Origin of the sequence: Streptomyces sp. P13-3-3, assembly GCF_050571355.1 — a bacterium.
GTDB lineage: Bacteria > Actinomycetota > Actinomycetes > Streptomycetales > Streptomycetaceae > Streptomyces > Streptomyces althioticus.
Map to the genome: position 1 here is coordinate 2,955,656 of NZ_CP192228.1, position 15,607 is coordinate 2,971,262.

15 protein-coding genes are annotated in these 15,607 nt (G+C 73.3%); 11 read left to right on the plus strand and 4 right to left on the minus strand.

Translation table 11 applies throughout. The features are described 5' to 3' along the window. Nucleotides 1–4: 4 nt before the first annotated feature. Nucleotides 5–1,627 carry an ABC-F family ATP-binding cassette domain-containing protein gene (locus ACQZOG_RS13445; protein WP_382001116.1) on the minus strand — a complete coding sequence of 541 codons (1,623 nt, stop codon included), beginning with the start codon at nt 1,625–1,627 and terminating at the stop codon, nt 5–7. 322 nt (nt 1,628–1,949) lie between these two features. On the opposite strand from ACQZOG_RS13445, the gene ACQZOG_RS13450 reads away from it, so the two are divergent. Continuing rightward, complete coding sequence (locus tag ACQZOG_RS13450; protein WP_037642839.1) at nt 1,950–2,555, plus strand: GOLPH3/VPS74 family protein; 606 nt, start codon at nt 1,950–1,952, stop codon at nt 2,553–2,555. 63 nt (nt 2,556–2,618) lie between these two features. Here the strand turns inward: ACQZOG_RS13450 and ACQZOG_RS13455 are convergent, their stop codons facing one another. Then, complete coding sequence (locus ACQZOG_RS13455) at nt 2,619–3,032, minus strand: SsgA family sporulation/cell division regulator (RefSeq protein WP_033277606.1); 414 nt, start codon at nt 3,030–3,032, stop codon at nt 2,619–2,621. Nucleotides 3,033–3,267: 235 nt separating this feature from the next. On the opposite strand from ACQZOG_RS13455, the gene ACQZOG_RS13460 reads away from it, so the two are divergent. The 4 genes from ACQZOG_RS13460 to mmpA all read left to right on the plus strand — a co-directional run bounded on the left by ACQZOG_RS13460 (nt 3,268) and on the right by mmpA (nt 5,799). Further along, the gene (locus tag ACQZOG_RS13460) at nt 3,268–4,413 is read left to right on the plus strand and encodes a WD40/YVTN/BNR-like repeat-containing protein (protein ID WP_351035805.1); all 1,146 of its coding nucleotides are present in this window, start codon (nt 3,268–3,270) and stop codon (nt 4,411–4,413) included. Nucleotides 4,414–4,505: 92 nt separating this feature from the next. Further along, nucleotides 4,506–4,829, plus strand: a complete 324-nt coding sequence (locus ACQZOG_RS13465; protein WP_033277608.1) for a hypothetical protein — start codon at nt 4,506–4,508, stop codon at nt 4,827–4,829. Nucleotides 4,830–4,908: 79 nt separating this feature from the next. Continuing rightward, entirely contained in the window at nt 4,909–5,613 is a 705-nt protein-coding gene (locus tag ACQZOG_RS13470; RefSeq protein ID WP_430741520.1) for an endonuclease V, read from the plus strand. Between the two features lie 12 nt (nt 5,614–5,625). After that, a complete protein-coding gene (gene mmpA, locus ACQZOG_RS13475) occupies nt 5,626–5,799 on the plus strand; it encodes a morphogenic membrane protein MmpA (protein WP_157842206.1) in 174 nt (57 codons plus the stop codon). A gap of 90 nt (nt 5,800–5,889) precedes the next feature. On the opposite strand, the gene ACQZOG_RS13480 is transcribed toward mmpA, so the two are convergent. Next, nucleotides 5,890–7,068: a saccharopine dehydrogenase family protein gene (locus ACQZOG_RS13480; RefSeq protein WP_261675980.1), complete on the minus strand. Its 1,179-nt coding sequence runs from the start codon at nt 7,066–7,068 to the stop codon at nt 5,890–5,892. Between the two features lie 90 nt (nt 7,069–7,158). Here ACQZOG_RS13480 and ACQZOG_RS13485 point away from each other — a divergent pair, with 90 nt between their 5' ends. From ACQZOG_RS13485 to ACQZOG_RS13500, 4 genes are all read left to right on the plus strand, one after another. Then, nucleotides 7,159–7,560 carry an MmcQ/YjbR family DNA-binding protein gene (locus ACQZOG_RS13485; protein WP_382001111.1) on the plus strand — a complete coding sequence of 134 codons (402 nt, stop codon included), beginning with the start codon at nt 7,159–7,161 and terminating at the stop codon, nt 7,558–7,560. A gap of 460 nt (nt 7,561–8,020) precedes the next feature. After that, nucleotides 8,021–9,163: a CaiB/BaiF CoA transferase family protein gene (locus ACQZOG_RS13490; protein WP_033277612.1), complete on the plus strand. Its 1,143-nt coding sequence runs from the start codon at nt 8,021–8,023 to the stop codon at nt 9,161–9,163. Between the two features lie 15 nt (nt 9,164–9,178). Continuing rightward, the gene (locus ACQZOG_RS13495; RefSeq protein WP_033277613.1) at nt 9,179–10,393 is read left to right on the plus strand and encodes an acetyl-CoA C-acetyltransferase; all 1,215 of its coding nucleotides are present in this window, start codon (nt 9,179–9,181) and stop codon (nt 10,391–10,393) included. A 34-nt stretch (nt 10,394–10,427) separates the two neighbouring features. After that, a complete protein-coding gene (locus tag ACQZOG_RS13500; protein WP_203549710.1) occupies nt 10,428–12,608 on the plus strand; it encodes a 3-hydroxyacyl-CoA dehydrogenase NAD-binding domain-containing protein in 2,181 nt (726 codons plus the stop codon). A gap of 30 nt (nt 12,609–12,638) precedes the next feature. On the opposite strand, the gene ACQZOG_RS13505 is transcribed toward ACQZOG_RS13500, so the two are convergent. Further along, the gene (locus ACQZOG_RS13505) at nt 12,639–13,355 is read right to left on the minus strand and encodes a MerR family transcriptional regulator (RefSeq protein ID WP_033277615.1); all 717 of its coding nucleotides are present in this window, start codon (nt 13,353–13,355) and stop codon (nt 12,639–12,641) included. A 233-nt stretch (nt 13,356–13,588) separates the two neighbouring features. On the opposite strand from ACQZOG_RS13505, the gene ACQZOG_RS13510 reads away from it, so the two are divergent. Then, nucleotides 13,589–15,028 carry an amino acid permease gene (locus ACQZOG_RS13510; protein WP_033277616.1) on the plus strand — a complete coding sequence of 480 codons (1,440 nt, stop codon included), beginning with the start codon at nt 13,589–13,591 and terminating at the stop codon, nt 15,026–15,028. Nucleotides 15,029–15,070: 42 nt separating this feature from the next. Then, complete coding sequence (locus ACQZOG_RS13515; RefSeq protein ID WP_058917417.1) at nt 15,071–15,547, plus strand: macro domain-containing protein; 477 nt, start codon at nt 15,071–15,073, stop codon at nt 15,545–15,547. The last annotated feature ends 60 nt before the right edge of the window (nt 15,548–15,607 follow it).

Consider the following 15,607-nt stretch of genomic DNA (forward strand, 5'->3'; position numbering starts at 1 on the left):
GACGCTAGGCGGAATACCCGACAGCTTCCGGCGTGATTTCCTTCAGCTCTCCTCCTTCCATCATCAGCCAGCGCGTGATGCCGATCGACTCCAGGAACGGCAGGTCGTGACTGGCCACGACCAGCGCCCCCTCGAACGACTCCAGCGCCGTGGTGAGCTGCCGGACGCTCGCCATGTCGAGGTTGTTCGTCGGCTCGTCGAGCATGAGCAGCTGCGGTGCGGGCTCCGCCAGCATCAGTGCCGCCAGGGTCGCCCGGAACCGCTCGCCGCCGGACAGGGTCGACGCCTGCTGGTCGGCGCGGGCGCCCCGGAACAGGAAGCGGGCGAGCCGCGCCCTGATCCGGTTGTTGGTGGCGCCCGGCGCGAACCGCGCTACGTTCTCCGCCACCGTCAGCTCCGGGTCCAGGACGTCGAGCCGCTGCGGCAGGAACCGCAGCGGGACGTGCGCCGTCGCCTCGCCCGACGCCGGGGTCAGTTCCCCGGCGATCGTGCGCAGCAGCGTCGTCTTCCCGGCGCCGTTGCGTCCGATCAGCGCCACGCGCTCCGGGCCCCGCAGGTCGAGACCCTTCACCCGGGCGCCGTACACCGGCTCCAGATCCATCAGGGTGAGGACCTGGCGCCCCGGCGGCACGGCGGTGTACGGCAGGTCGACGCGGATCTCGTCGTCGTCCCGCACCGCCTCCACCGCGTCGTCGAGCCGCTCCTTGGCCTCGGCGAGCTTCTCCTCGTGCATGATGCGGTGCTTGCCTGCGGAGACCTGCGCCGCGCGCCTGCGCGCACCCATGACGATCTTCGGCTCGCGTTTCTGCTCGAACATCTTCTGGCCGTACCTCCGGCGGCGGGCCAGCTTGACCTGGGCCTCGGTCAGGTCGCGCTTCTGCTTGCGCAGGTCCGCCTCGGCGACGCGCACCATGCGCTCCGCCGCCTCCTGCTCCACGGCCAGCGCCTCCTCGTACGCCGTGTAGTTGCCGCCGTACCAGTGGATGCCGCCGGGACGCAGATCGGCGATCTGGTCGACGAGGTCGAGCAGTTCCCGGTCGTGGCTCACCACGACCAGGACGCCCTGCCAGTTCTCGACGGCCGCGTACAGCCGTCTGCGGGCGTACAGGTCGAGGTTGTTGGTGGGTTCGTCGAGCAGCAGCACGTCGGGACGGCTCAGCAGCAGGGCGGCCAGCCGCAGCATGACCGACTCGCCGCCGGACACCTCGCCGACGGTGCGGTCCAGGCCGATGTGTCCGAGACCCAGCTCGCCCAGCGTGGCCAGGGCGCGCTCCTCGACGTCCCAGTCGTCGCCGACGGTCTCGAAGTGCTCCTCCGCCACGTCGCCCGCCTCGATGGCGTGCAGCGCGGCCCGCTTCGCGGCGATGCCGAGGGCCTCGTCGACCCGCAGCGCGGTGTCCAGCGTGACGGTCTGCGGCAGCCGGCCCACCTCGCCGGACACCTTGACGGAGCCCTCCGTGGGGGTGAGCTCGCCGGCGATCAGTTTGAGCAGGGTCGACTTGCCGGAGCCGTTGAGTCCGACGAGGCCGGTGCGGCCCGGGCCGAAGGCCGCGTCGAGTTCTTCGAAGACGACGGTGCCGTCGGGCCAGGTGAAGGAGAGGGAGTGACAGGTGAGTGAAGCTGACATGCGGGCCTCCGCGGTTGCACGGTTCGATCAGGGGCACACGCGTATCGAGACACCGCGGGACGACGACCGGCAGCCGGGGAGGAATCCGTGGCATGAGAAAAGCCCCGTTGCGGAGGGACCGCAAGGACGGCTCGAACGCCGAGGTCGCACGCAGCGCACACACCTGACCGGTGTGAGGCGGTGTCTCAGAACCTCAGACGAGCAACGTCCTTCTCCCATCGACGGCAACAGAACCGCCGACGACGTTACGCGCGGCCCCACCGGCCGTCAACGTGATTTTCCGGACACCGTGGACCCCGTGTCCCCGCACCGAGGAGGCCTCGTGCCCAACGGCCCGCTCTCCCTGCCGGCCCGCCTGTGCCTGCTGGCCTGGGACCTCGACCCCACCCGGGCCGCCCCCGTGGTGCGGGCCGGCGCCCTGGCCGATCTCGCGCGGCGCGGCCTGCTGGTCGACGACGACGGCATCGCGACCCCGCGCGACCTGGACTCCCGGACCGGCGACCCGGCCCTGGACGGGCTCCTCGAGCTGGTCAGCGAGTCCTTCCCGCACGACTGGCGCACCTGGGTGACGCTGCACGCCCGGCACACCCTGGACGCGGTCCGCGAGCACCTGGTCGCCGAGGGCGTGCTGAGGGCCGAGAAGCACCGGGTGCTCGGCGTGTTCCCGTCGGTGGACCACGTCCTCGTCGACAGGGCCCGCGCGGACGCCCTGCGGACGGAGGCCCACCAGGTCCTCTCCGGCGCCGCCGTCCCCGACGGGACCACCGCGACGACCCTCGTCCTCGCCATGGCCGCCGACCTCCCCCTCCCGGCCTCGGGCACCGTGCCCGCCGTGCCGACGGACCCCGGCCTCACCGCGATCCTCCACGAACTGGAGACGGGCCTGCGCGGCGCGGTTCCGGCGGCTTCGCTGCCGAAGGGCCGCTGACGAGCGAACGGCGGACGGCCAGGCACCCCGCGTCACCCGGGAGCCTGGCCGTCCGCCGTGGGCTCACGCGTCCCGCATCAGTTCCGCGAGGTCGTGGTCGAGGTCGAGGTGAAGGTGTTCGAGGCCGGTGGGGACGAGTTCGCTCGTCGCCTCCAGGAAGCGGCGCAGCTCCCCGGAACGGACGTGGATGACGGCCGTGCCCTCCGGGGCGTGGAACTCCATCACCGTGCGGTCGTAGCCGTACGGGCGCACCCGGACGTCGCCGTCGCCCTCCGGGGACTCCATGCCCGCCGCGAGCAGGTCACGGGCGAACGTCCAGCACACGTCGACGCCTTCGAGCGTGGCGGGCGCGGGAAAGGTCATGCGGACGGCGAACGGGTCGGCGCCGTCGTAGTGGAGCGTGGCGGGGATGTCGGCCATCCGCGGCGCTGCTGCGACCAGGCGGGCCTCTACGGACTGCTCGATGACGGTGGACAACGCCTTGCTCCCTCGTGACGGCTGGGCTGGCTTCCGGGCGGTTCGTGTCTGTCGGCTACTTGAAGAGACGCTGGAATCGGCCATTCCGTGCGCTTGGAGTGCGAGTGACCTCTGTCACCGCCTTCATGCACCCGAGTGACACGTCTCTCCTCCCGTCCCGCACGGGCCACTTGGGGCGGTCGCCGCCGGCGGGCGCTCTGGACGGTGCCCCGCCGGTGGGCTAGCTTCGCCCGCCATGAGGCGCTGGGGAAGTACGCGACGGCAGGGAACGACGGGACGTACGGGATCGCCGGGAAGGACGGGACGGCGCCTTCGGCGGGCGACGGCGGCGGCCGCCTGCGCGGCGGCGCTCGCCGCGCTCACCGCGGTACCCGCCCAGGCGCAGGGCCCGGCCCGCCAGGAGCGCGCCCCGCACTGGTCGTTGAAGGAGACCGACGCCCCCGACGTGCGGTTCCGCGGTCTGGCCGCCGTCAGCCGCGACACCGCCTGGGTGGCCGGAACCCTCGGCACCGTGCTGCGGACCACCGACGGCGGACGGACCTGGCGGGACGTCTCGCCGCCCGGCGCGGGGGAGTTGCAGTTCCGGGACGTCGAGGCGTTCGACGCGCGCCGGGCCGTGGTGCTGGCCATCGGCGAGGGCGAGGACTCCCGCGTCTACCGCACCGACGACGGCGGAACCACGTGGACCGAGACCTTCCGCAACCCGGACCCCCGCGCCTTCTACGACTGCGTCACCTTCTTCGACCACCGCCACGGCCTCGCCATGAGCGACCCCGTGGACGGGAGGTTCCGCATCCTGTCGACCCGCGACGGCGGCCGTTCCTGGACCGTGCTCCCGGACACCGGAATGCCCCCGGCGCTGGAGGGCGAGGCCGGGTTCGCCGCGAGCGGCCAGTGCCTGGTGTCGTCCGGGCCGAGGGACGTCTGGCTGGCCACCGGGGGAGCGGACCGCGCCCGCGTGCTGCACTCCGCCGACCGCGGCCGCACCTGGACGGCCGCCGACACCCCGATCCCCGCCGGCGACCCGGCGCGCGGCGTCTTCGCCCTCGCCTTCCGCGACCGCCATCACGGTCTCGCCGTCGGCGGCGACTTCAACCCCGGTCTGCCCTCGCCCGACGCCGCCGCGCGCACCACGGACGGCGGTCGCGGCTGGCGCCCGGCGGCGGGGCCCCCGCCGGCCTACCGTTCCGGCGTCGCCTGGCTCCCGCACAGCCGCACCGACGCCCTCGCCGTCGGCCCCACCGGCACCGACCTGACCACCGACGGCGGCCGCACCTGGCGCACCGTCGACACCGGCTCGTACGACACCGTCGACTGCACGCCCGACCGGGGCTGCTGGGCGGCGGGGGAGAAGGGCAGGGTCGCCCGGCTGGAGCAGTGACCCGGGCCGAGGGCACTGCCTGCCGCAGTCCGGGGTACCCGACCGCTGTACGCGACCGAGCGCTCGCCGAGCGCGAGAGAAAGTGAGCGGACATGCCCAGCGGTTCCAGCCCCAAGCGGGAGCGTCAGTACGAGCACATCAAGGAGAGCGCGAAGGACCGGGGCGAGAGCACCGGGCGCGCCAAGGAGATCGCCGCCCGGACGGTGAACAAGGAACGCGCCCGGTCCGGCGAGTCGAAGACCGCCAGCCGGACGTCGACGCAGGACATGTCCTCCGGCAAGCGCGGCGGCCAGCGGTCCGGCAAGGGCTCCCAGGGCCCGACCCGCGACCAGCTCTACGAAGAGGCCAAGAAGCGGAACATCGAGGGCCGTTCGAGCATGAACAAGGGCCAGCTGCAGCGGGCGCTCGGCAAGTGAGCCCCACGCCTCCGCGCGGAGCCGCGGGCCGGGAGGCCCCCTCCGCGCGGAGCGCCCCGCCCCGTAGGCTCGGGGCACCATGACGACCGTACGCACGCCGGCCGGCTGGCCGGCCACCGAGGAAGAGGCCCGCGCGGTCCAGGACGAGCTGCGCACGAAGGTGGTGCTCGGCGAGCCGGGCCCGCCGCCCGGCACCGGCCACGTGACCGGCGTCGACGTCGCCTACGACGACGAGCGGGACGTGGTCGCCGCAGCGGCGGTCGTGCTGGACGCGGCCACCCTGGACGTCGTCGCCGAGTCCACCGCCGTCGGCCGGATCTCCTTCCCGTACGTGCCCGGACTGCTGGCCTTCCGCGAGATCCCCACGGTGCGGGCCGCCCTGGAGGCGCTGCCCTGCGCGCCCGGCCTCGTGGTCTGCGACGGCTACGGTCTCGCCCACCCGCGTCGCTTCGGCCTCGCCAGCCACCTCGGCGTCCTCACCGGACTCCCGACGATCGGCGTGGCCAAGAACCCCTTCACCTTCACCTACGACGAGCCCGCCGCCCCGCGCGGCAGCACCGCCCCGCTGCTCGCCGGCGCCGAGGAGGTGGGCCGCGCCCTGCGCACCCGGGACGCCGTCAAGCCGGTGTTCGTGTCGGTGGGCCACCGGGTGAGCCTGGACAACGCCTGCGCCCACACCCTCGCTCTGGCCCCCGCCTACCGCCTCCCCGAGACCACCCGCAGGGCGGACGCCCTGTGCCGCCGCGCCCTCCGCGAGGCAGCACCCGAACTCACGGCGGACTGAGTACGTGTACGGATGTCCGAACACCCGCCCGACGGCGGGGTGTTCGCCATGCCGACACACCACACCACCCGCACCCCCGCCCGCCCCACCGGCCGAGCGGTCACACTGGGCCTGGCCCTCGGGGCCCTGGCGGGCGCGGGCTGGCTCGTGGGAATGATCTACACGCTGATCACCTGGCAGCTCTGACCGCGGCGCGCGCGGCGCGCGCCCGCGCGAAGGCGCGACGCACGGGTCTCCGCGAGCTGCCCCACCCCCCAGCCGCCCGCCGGCCACTCCTCACCGCACGGCCGCCACCCGGAACCGGATCCCCGCCTTCTGGAGGCGGTCGATCAGGGCGTCGCCCATCGCCGCCGCCGTCGTGACCTGGCCCGACGTCCGGGGGAGGTCGTCGAGGGCCAGGCTCAGCGCGCTCTCGGCGAGCATCTTCGCCGTCTCGTCGTAGCCGGGGTCGCCGCCCGAGACCTCGGTGTAGACCCGGCGGCCGCCGCCCTCGCCGACGAAGCGGACCGTGAACCAGCTGCGGGCCCGCTTCTCGGGGCTCGGCCCCTCACCGGGCTTGAGGCGGGCGGACAGGGCGCGGCGCAGCGGCGGGACCTGGGCCGCCGCGACCAGCGTGCCGACCGCGGCCACCCCGCCGAGGGCCATCGGCAGACTGCGCACCGCGGCGTAGTGGCGGTAGCGGAAGTCCGGGCCGTAGCGGGGCAGCGCCTTCGCCGAGCGGCGCACGATCCGGCCGTCGATCGTCGGCAGGGGCAGCGCCCAGGCGTCCACCTCCGGCGCGTAACGCGGGGCGCCCGTCGGGGCGGAGGTGCGCCGGCCCACCAGCCGGGGCTCGTGGCGCCGGCGGTCCCGCGCGGCGGCCCGCAGCGCGCCCGGCCGGCCGAACTGGTTCAGCGCCGAGGCGAAGGTGCCGCCCGAGAAGGCCGCGTCGGCGGTGACGTACCCGTCGACCGTCAGCGGCACGTCCTCCGGCAGATGCCGCACCGTGAAGTACGCGCCCAGGTCGTGCGGCACCGAGTCGAAGCCGCAGGCGTGCACCAGCCGCGCCCCCGTCTCCCGCGCGCGGGCGTCGTGGCGGACGTACATCAGGTCGACGAACTCCGGCTCACCCGTCAGGTCGGCGTAGTCCGCGCCGGTGTCCGCGCAGGCGGCGACGAGTTCCTCGCCGTACTCCACGTAGGGCCCCACCGTGGTGGCGACCACCCGCGCCTGCTCGGCGAGGGCGCGCAGCGTGGCCGGCTCGGAGACGTCCGCGCGCAGCGCGCCGATCTTCTCGCCGCCGGGCAGCCGCTCCCGCAGTTCCTCCAGCTTCCGCTCGCTGCGGCCCGCGACCGCCCAGCGCAGTCCCTCCGGCGCATGGGCGGCCAGGTACTCCGCGGTCAGCGTCCCGGCGAAACCGGTCGCTCCGAAGAGCACGATGTCGTACGGACGGTCCGTCCTGCTCAGCCTGCTCATGACACCCCTTGGTCGTGCAGCCGCGCCGCTGTCGGTGGCCGAGGCTAGCGTGAGGGGTGCGGAGCCCGACGACGAGCCCGGAGGTAAGCGATGGCCGTGCCACGGAACGCCCTGCGGAAGTGGGAGAAAGTGCGCGAGTGGGCGCTGCGCCTGCCGGGCGCCGTCGAGGAGCATCCCTGGGGCGACACGGTCGCCAAGGTCGACCGGAAGGTGTTCGTCTTCCTCGGCGCCGCCGACGGCAGTCACCCGCTCGGGGTCACCGTGAAGCTGACGGACGAGACGGCGCACGCCCACGCGCTCGCCTGTCCGGGCGCCGAGCCCGCGGGGTACGGCCTCGGAAAGGCCGGCTGGGTGCGCGTCCCGCTGGAGCCCACGGGCGCCCCGGCGGCGGAGCTGCTCCGCGACTGGGTCGAGGAGAGCTACCGCACGGTCGCCATGAAGCGCCGGGTGGCCGAGCTGGACGCCCGGACGGCGGAGCGGACGGCCCGCTGAGACGCCCGGTGCCGGGTCGCCGCAGGGCCGCCATCCGGCCTGCGGAGGCCGCCGCGGCCCGCCGCTGGACCGTCCCCCGGCCGGCAAATGGCTGCCCCGGTCGCGGATGGCCGTCACTCGACCCACGGGAGCCGCCCCGGCCCACCGCGGCACCGCCGCCCGGCCGGCCGATGGCCGCCCCAGCCGGCGGATGGCCGTCGCCCGGCCTGCGGAAGGCCGCCCGGCCCGTCGGACGGCCGCCATCGAGGCCCGCCGGACCACCGGTCCCGGACCCGAACCCCGCCCCCGGACCCGAACCCCGCCCCCGGTCACCGGCGGCCCGCCACCCCCGCCGCGAACACCCCGGGCACCCTCCCGGCTACTCTGGCCAAGCGCTTGCTCGGCTCCCCTTGTGCCGGGTCCGCGACCTTCTTAACATCGCAGGTGTTACACCAACAGTGTCACAGCCGATGGGGGCTCGATGACGGAGGCGACGGCGCCGGAGCACGGCCCGCTCACCGGCGTGCGCGTGGTCGAGCTGGCCGGGATCGGCCCGGGCCCCTTCGCGGCCATGCTCCTCGCCGACCTGGGCGCCGACGTCGTACGCGTCGACCGCCCCGGCGGCCCCGGACTCGGCATCGACCCGGCCCGGGACGTCACCAACCGCAACAAGCGCTCGGTGGTCGTCGACCTCAAGACGTCCGACGGCGTGCGGCACGTCCTCGACCTCGCCGCGCGCGCCGACATCCTCATCGAGGGCTACCGTCCCGGCGTCGCCGAGCGCCTCGGCGTCGGCCCCGAGGACTGCCGGGCCCGCAACCCGCGCCTGGTCTACGGACGGATGACCGGCTGGGGGCAGGAAGGCCCCCTCGCCGACCGCGCCGGACACGACATCGGCTACATCGCCGTCACCGGCGCCCTCGGCATGACCGGCGAGGCCGGCCGGCCCCCGGTCGCCCCCGCCAACCTCCTCGGCGACTACGCCGGCGGCTCCCTCTACCTGGTCGTCGGTGTCCTCGCCGCCCTGCACCACGCCCGCGCCACCGGCGCCGGCCAGGACGTCGACGCGGCCATCGTCGACGGCACCGCCCATCTCACGTCGATGATCCACGGCATGCTCGCCGCCGGTGTCTGGCAGGACCACCGCGGGGCGAACCTCCTCGACGGCGGCTGCCCCTACTACGGCACCTACGAGACCGCCGACGGCGGGCACATGGCCGTCGGCGCGCTGGAGCCCCGCTTCTACGCCGAGTTCCTGCGCCTGCTGGACCTCCCCGGCCTCCAAGGGGCGCACTCCGACGTCACCCGTTGGCCCGAGCTGCGCGCCCGGGTCGCCGAGCGGTTCGCCTCCCGTACCCGCGACGCCTGGACGGCCGTCTTCGAGGGCACCGACGCGTGCGTGGCGCCGGTGCTGTCGCTGCGGGAGGCCCCGCACCACCCGCACCTCGCCGCCCGCTCCACCTTCACCGACCACGCGGGCATCACCCAGCCCGCACCCGCGCCGCGGTTCTCCGCGACGCCCGCCACCGTCCGCACCGGGCCCGCCCGGCCGGGCGCCGACACCGAGGACGTGGCCCGCGACTGGGACGTACCCGGCCTGCTGTCCCCGCCCTCGAATCCTTGAGCGAAAGGCCTCCTCGTGAGCACCGAAGCGTATGTGTACGACGCGATCCGCACCCCGCGCGGGCGCGGCAAGGCGAACGGCGCCCTGCACGGCACCAAGCCGATCGACCTGGTCGTCGGGCTGATCCACGAGATCCGCGCCCGCTTCCCCGGACTCGACCCGGCCGCCGTCGACGACATCGTCCTGGGCGTCGTCGGCCCGGTCGGCGACCAGGGCTCCGACATCGCCCGCATCGCCGCCATCGCCGCGGGCCTGCCCGACACGGTGGCCGGCGTCCAGGAGAACCGCTTCTGCGCCTCCGGACTCGAAGCCGTCAACATGGCCGCGATGAAGGTCCGTTCCGGCTGGGAGGACCTGGTCCTCGCGGGCGGCGTGGAGTCCATGTCCCGCGTCCCGATGGCCTCCGACGGCGGCGCCTGGTTCAACGACCCGATGACCAACCTCGACGTCAACTTCGTGCCGCAGGGCATCGGCGCCGACCTCATCGCCACCATCGAGGGCTTCTCCCGCCGCGACGTCGACGAGTACGCCGCCCTCTCCCAGGAGCGCGCCGCAGGCGCCTGGAAGGAGAACCGCTTCGAGCGGTCCGTCGTCCCGGTGAAGGACCGCAGCGGCCTCGTCGTCCTCGACCACGACGAGCACCTGCGCCCCGGCACCACCGCCGACTCCCTCGGCAAGCTCAAGCCGTCCTTCGCGGACATCGGCGAGCTGGGCGGCTTCGACGCCGTCGCGCTCCAGGAGTACCACTGGGTCGAGAAGATCGACCACGTCCACCACGCCGGCAACTCCTCCGGCATCGTCGACGGCGCCGCCCTCGTCGCGATCGGCTCCAAGGAGGTCGGCGAGCGGTACGGCCTCACCCCGCGCGCCCGCATCGTCTCCGCCGCCGTGTCCGGCTCCGAGCCGACCATCATGCTCACCGGCCCCGCGCCCGCCACCCGCAAGGCGCTCGCCAAGGCCGGACTGACCATCGACGACATCGACCTCGTCGAGATCAACGAGGCGTTCGCCGCCGTCGTGCTCCGCTTCGTCAAGGACATGGGCCTGTCGCTGGACAAGGTCAACGTCAACGGCGGCGCCATCGCCCTGGGCCACCCGCTCGGCGCGACCGGCGCGATGATCCTCGGCACCCTCGTCGACGAACTGGAGCGCCAGGACAAGCGCTACGGGCTCGCCACGCTCTGCGTGGGCGGCGGCATGGGCATCGCCACCATCGTCGAGCGCATCTGACCCCCTCCCGACGGATCACCTGGAGCACACCCTCATGAGCAGCGAGTCCACCACCATCCGCTGGGAGCAGGACGACACCGGCGTCGTCACCCTCGTCCTCGACGACCCGAACCAGTCCGCGAACACCGTCAACAAGGCGTTCCGCGACTCCTTCGCCGCGATCACCGACCGCCTGGAGGCGGAGAAGGACTCCATTCGCGGCGTCATCCTCACCTCCGCCAAGAAGACCTTCTTCGCCGGCGGCGACCTGCGCGACCTGATCCGGGTCACCCCCGACACCGCGCAGGACCTGTTCGACGGCGGCCTGGCATTCAAGCGCCAGCTGCGCCGCATGGAGACCCTCGGCAAGCCGGTCGTCGCCGCCATCAACGGCGCGGCCCTCGGCGGCGGTTACGAGATCGCCCTCGCCTGCCACCACCGCGTCGCCCTGGACGCCCCCGGCTCCAAGATCGGCTGCCCGGAGGTCACCCTCGGCCTGCTGCCCGGAGGCGGCGGCGTCGTCCGCACCGTGCGCCTGCTCGGCATCACCGACGCCCTGCTGAAGGTGCTCCTCCAGGGCACCCAGTACAACCCGCGCCGCGCCCTGGAGAACGGCCTGGTCGACGAGGTCGCCGCAACCCGCGAGGAGATGCTCGCCAAGGCCCGCGCCTTCATCGACGCCCACCCCGAGTCCGCGCAGCCCTGGGACCGCCCCGGCTACCGCATCCCCGGCGGCACCCCGTCGAACCCGAAGTTCGCCGCCAACCTGCCCGCCTTCCCGGCGAGCCTGCGCAAGCAGACCGGCGGCGCCCCCTACCCGGCCCCGCGCAACATCATGGCCGCCGCCGTCGAGGGCGCCCAGGTCGACTTCGAGACCGCGCAGGTCATCGAGGCCCGCTACTTCGTCGAGCTGGCCGCGGGACAGACGTCGAAGAACATGATCCAGGCGTTCTTCTTCGACCTCCAGGCCGTCAACTCCGGCGCCGGGCGCCCCAAGGACGTGCCCGCCCGCAAGGTCACCAAGGTCGCCGTCCTCGGCGCCGGCATGATGGGCGCGGGCATCGCCTACTCCTGCGCCCGCGCCGGCATCGACGTCGTCCTCAAGGACGTCACCCCGGAATCCGCGCTCAAGGGCAAGGCCTACTCCGAGAAGCTGTGCGCCAAGGCCGTCTCGCGCGGCCGCACCACCCGGGAGAAGGCCGACGCCCTCCTCGCCCGGATCACGCCCACCGCCGAGGTGTCCGACCTCGCCGGCTGCGACGCGGTCATCGAGGCCGTCTTCGAGGACACCTCCCTCAAGCACAAGGTCTTCCAGGAGGTGCAGAACGTCGTCGCCCCCGACGCGCTGCTCTGCTCCAACACCTCCACCCTCCCCATCACCGCCCTCGCCGAGGGCGTCGAGCGGCAGGAGGACTTCATCGGGCTGCACTTCTTCTCGCCCGTCGACAAGATGCCGCTCGTCGAGATCATCAAGGGGGAGCGCACCGGCGAGGAGGCGCTCGCCCGCGCCTTCGACCTGGTCCGGCAGATCAACAAGACCCCGATCGTGGTCAACGACTCCCGCGGCTTCTTCACCTCCCGTGTCATCGGCCACTTCATCAACGAGGGCGTGGCGATGGTCGGCGAGGGCGTCGAGCCCGCGTCGGTCGAGCAGGCGGCCGCCCAGGCGGGCTACCCGGCCAAGGTGCTCTCCCTCATGGACGAGCTCACCCTCACCCTCCCGCGGAAGATCCGCCGCGAGACGCAGCGGGCGGTCGAGGAGGCGGGCGGCACCTGGACCCCGCACCCGGCCGAGGCGGTCGTGGACCGCATGGTCGACGAGTTCGGCCGCACCGGACGCTCCGGCGGCGCCGGCTTCTACGACTACGACGAGAGCGGCAAGCGCGGCCTGCTGTGGCCGGGGCTGCGCGAGCACTTCACCAAGCCGGGGCACACCATCCCGTTCCGCGACATGCAGGAGCGGATGCTGTTCTCGGAGGCGCTGGACACCGTCCGCCTGCTGGAGGAGGGCGTGCTCACCTCCGTAGCCGACGCCAACATCGGCTCCATCCTCGGCATCGGCTTCCCCGGCTGGACCGGCGGCGTCCTGCAGTACATCAACGGCTACGACGGCGGCCTGCTCGGCTTCGTCGCCCGCGCCCGCGAGCTGGCCGAGCGCTACGGCGAGCGGTTCACCCCGCCCGCCCTCCTGGTGGAGAAGGCGGAGAAGGGCGAGGTCTTCACCGACGCCCGCTGACCCCGAGGCGGTGGCTCGGCGGGCGGCGGCTCAGCCGTCCTCGTCGAGCCACTCCCGCAGCTCCTCCTTCAGCGACCGCTGGAACGTGGTGAGGAGCGCCTGCACCACCAGCGGATGCATCCGCGCCGACAGGGACCGCCGGTCGCGCGTGTCCCCGTCCGCCACCGCGTCGCGCAGCAGCCGCGACAGCTCCCGGGCCGCCGCGCGGGAATGCTCGGTGAGCACCGCGCGGGCGGCCAGCACCGACTCGTGCGACAGCGGCACGTCCAGCAGCTCCACCCCGAGCCGCAGCAGCCCGGCGTCCACCCGGAAGAGTTCCTCGTCCGAGTCCGCTCCCGGGCCGCCCGCCCGCTCCACGACGTCCATCGCCGCGAGCCGCTTCAGCTCCTCCTCGCCCAGCGCGCGCCCCGCCCTGCGCTCCAGCTCCGCGCGGGACACCGTCTCAGTCGTGCCCGGCGCCCAGGACGCGACCACCGCCCGCTGCACGGCCAGGTCCCGCACGCTCAGGTCGGGCGGCAGCTGCGCCAGATAGCGTTCGATCGCGGCCAGGGTCATGCCCCGGCTCTGCAGCTCCTCGATCAGTTCCAGGCGCGCCAGATGTTCCCTGCCGTAGCGGCCGACCCGCCGGGGACCGAGCACCGGGGGCGGCAGCAGGCCCTTGGTGCCGTAGAAGCGGACCGTACGCACGGTGACCCCGGCCCGGGCCGCCAGCTCGTCGATCGTCAGGGCCTCGGTCTCGGTCGTCATGTGCAGCAGTATCGCTGTCCCACCGCCGCTGTGACACCTCTGCTGTCAATCAAGTGCCGGGGCACGCGCCGGCGTGTGAGGAGACCGACGGTGTGACGCAGACCATCGCATACGCACCCGCACATCAGGAAAGGTGCCCCGTCGGTCCGTGACGTGATCACCGCGCGCAGGCCGAAGGCAGTTCGGACAGCCGGGCGTGATCCGCCCGGGCGCACCAGAGAGTGGAACCACGCGTGAGCAAGGACGCCGTCACCACGGCAACGGCCGCACCCCCCACGGCGGCCGGAACGCCCGCCGACGCGGGCGACGCCGGCTACAGCAAGGACCTCAAGGCCCGCCACGTCAACATGATCGCCATCGGCGGCGCCATCGGCACCGGCCTCTTCCTGGGCGCCGGAGGACGCCTGCGCGACGCGGGCCCCGCGCTGGCGCTGGCCTACCTGATCTGCGGCGTCTTCGCCTTCTTCGTGGTCCGCGCCCTCGGTGAGCTGGTCCTGTACCGGCCGTCGTCCGGCTCCTTCGTGTCGTACGCGCGCGAGTTCCTCGGCGAGAAGGGCGCCTACGTCGCCGGGTGGATGTACTTCGTGAACTGGTCCACCACCGGTATCGCCGACATCACGGCGATCGCGCTCTACACGCACTACTGGAGCGCGTTCACCGACATCCCCCAGTGGGTGCTGGCGCTGGTCGCCCTCGCGGTCGTCCTGGCGGTGAACCTGATCTCGGTGAAGATCTTCGGCGAGATGGAGTTCTGGTTCGCGATCGTCAAGGTCGCCACCCTCGTCGCCTTCATGCTGATCGGCGTCTTCCTGCTCGCCACCCGGCACGAGGTGGGCGGCGGCACGCCCGGCCTGAGCATGATCACCGACCACGGGGGGGTCCTCCCGCACGGCGTGCTGCCGGTCGTCCTCGTGATGCAGGGCGTGATCTTCGCCTACGCCGCCCTGGAACTCGTCGGCGTCGCCGCGGGCGAGACCGCCGAGCCGGAGAAGGTCGTCCCCCGCGCGGTCAACTCCATCATGTGGCGCGTCGGCCTCTTCTACGTCGGCTCCGTCGTCCTGCTGGCGCTGCTGCTGCCCGGCTCGATGTACTCGGCGGGGGAGAGCCCCTTCGTCACCGTGCTGTCGAAGATCGGCGTCCCGGCCGCCGGCGACGTGATGAACCTGGTGGTCCTCACGGCCGCCATGTCGTCGCTGAACTCCGGCCTGTACTCCACCGGCCGCATCCTGCGCTCCATGGCGTCGGCGGGCTCCGCGCCGAAGTTCACCGCCCGCATGAACCGCAGCCAGGTGCCCTACGGCGGCATCCTGCTGACCTGCGCGGTGTGCGTGCTCGGCGTCGGCCTCAACTTCCTCGTGCCCGCCCAGGCCTTCGAGATCGTGCTGAACGTCGCCTCGCTCGGCATCATCAGCACCTGGGTGATCATCATGATCTGCCACCTGGTGTTCGTCCGCCGCGCCCGCGAGGGCCTCGTCACCCGGCCGTCGTTCCGGCTGCCCGGCAGCCCGGTCACCGAGATCGTCACGATCGTCTTCCTGGCGTCCGTCATCGTCCTGATGTGGAACGACCCGGAGGTGGGCCGCAAGACGCTGCTGCTCGTCCCGGTCATCGCGGTGGCGCTGGTCGCCGGCTGGTACGGCGGCGTGCGCCGCAAGGTCGGCGCCGGGCGGTGAACGACCGGGGGCGCTGTCGGTGCCTGCCGGTACGGTGCCGCCATGTCCGAGATCAGGTACGTGCGGGGTGACGCCACCGTTCCGTCGGTGAAGGGCGTCAAGATCATCGCCCATGTGTGCAACGACATCGGCGGGTGGGGCAAGGGCTTCGTCCTCGCCCTGTCCCGCCGGTGGCCCGAGCCGGAGGCGGCGTACCGCGCCTGGCACCGCGACCGCGCCGCGAACGACTTCGGCCTGGGCGCGGTGCAACTCGTCCACGCCGAGCGGTACGTGTGGGTGGCCAACATGATCGGCCAGCGCGGCGTCCGTACCGGCAGCAAGGGCGTCCCGGTCCGCTACGAGGCCATCGACACGGCCCTGGACCGCCTCGCCGGACACGCGCTGGAACTCGGCGCGTCGGTCCACATGCCCCGCATCGGCTGCGGTCTCGCGGGAGGCACGTGGTCCCGCGTCGAGCCGCTCGTGGAGAACCGCCTGGTCGGGCGGGGAATACCGGTCACCGTGTACGACCACGGCTGACTCCCCTCCCACCCCACGCACCGTCAGACGCCCTCTTCTGCACCGGAGTTCACCCGGGTA

Excerpts from the sequence above, each read along its gene's own strand:
- mmpA (WP_157842206.1), top strand. The coding sequence starts at position 5,626 with ATGTCCGAACACCCGCCCGACGGCGGGGTGTTCGCCATGCCGACACAC.
- ACQZOG_RS13500 (WP_203549710.1), top strand. The coding sequence starts at position 10,428 with ATGAGCAGCGAGTCCACCACCATCCGCTGGGAGCAGGACGACACCGGC.
- ACQZOG_RS13470 (WP_430741520.1), top strand. The coding sequence starts at position 4,909 with ATGACGACCGTACGCACGCCGGCCGGCTGGCCGGCCACCGAGGAAGAG.
- ACQZOG_RS13490 (WP_033277612.1), top strand. The coding sequence starts at position 8,021 with ATGACGGAGGCGACGGCGCCGGAGCACGGCCCGCTCACCGGCGTGCGC.
- ACQZOG_RS13445 (WP_382001116.1), bottom strand. The coding sequence starts at position 1,627 with ATGTCAGCTTCACTCACCTGTCACTCCCTCTCCTTCACCTGGCCCGAC.
- ACQZOG_RS13480 (WP_261675980.1), bottom strand. The coding sequence starts at position 7,068 with ATGAGCAGGCTGAGCAGGACGGACCGTCCGTACGACATCGTGCTCTTC.
- ACQZOG_RS13460 (WP_351035805.1), top strand. The coding sequence starts at position 3,268 with ATGAGGCGCTGGGGAAGTACGCGACGGCAGGGAACGACGGGACGTACG.
- ACQZOG_RS13505 (WP_033277615.1), bottom strand. The coding sequence starts at position 13,355 with ATGACGACCGAGACCGAGGCCCTGACGATCGACGAGCTGGCGGCCCGG.
- ACQZOG_RS13485 (WP_382001111.1), top strand. The coding sequence starts at position 7,159 with ATGGCCGTGCCACGGAACGCCCTGCGGAAGTGGGAGAAAGTGCGCGAG.
- ACQZOG_RS13465 (WP_033277608.1), top strand. The coding sequence starts at position 4,506 with ATGCCCAGCGGTTCCAGCCCCAAGCGGGAGCGTCAGTACGAGCACATC.
- ACQZOG_RS13515 (WP_058917417.1), top strand. The coding sequence starts at position 15,071 with ATGTCCGAGATCAGGTACGTGCGGGGTGACGCCACCGTTCCGTCGGTG.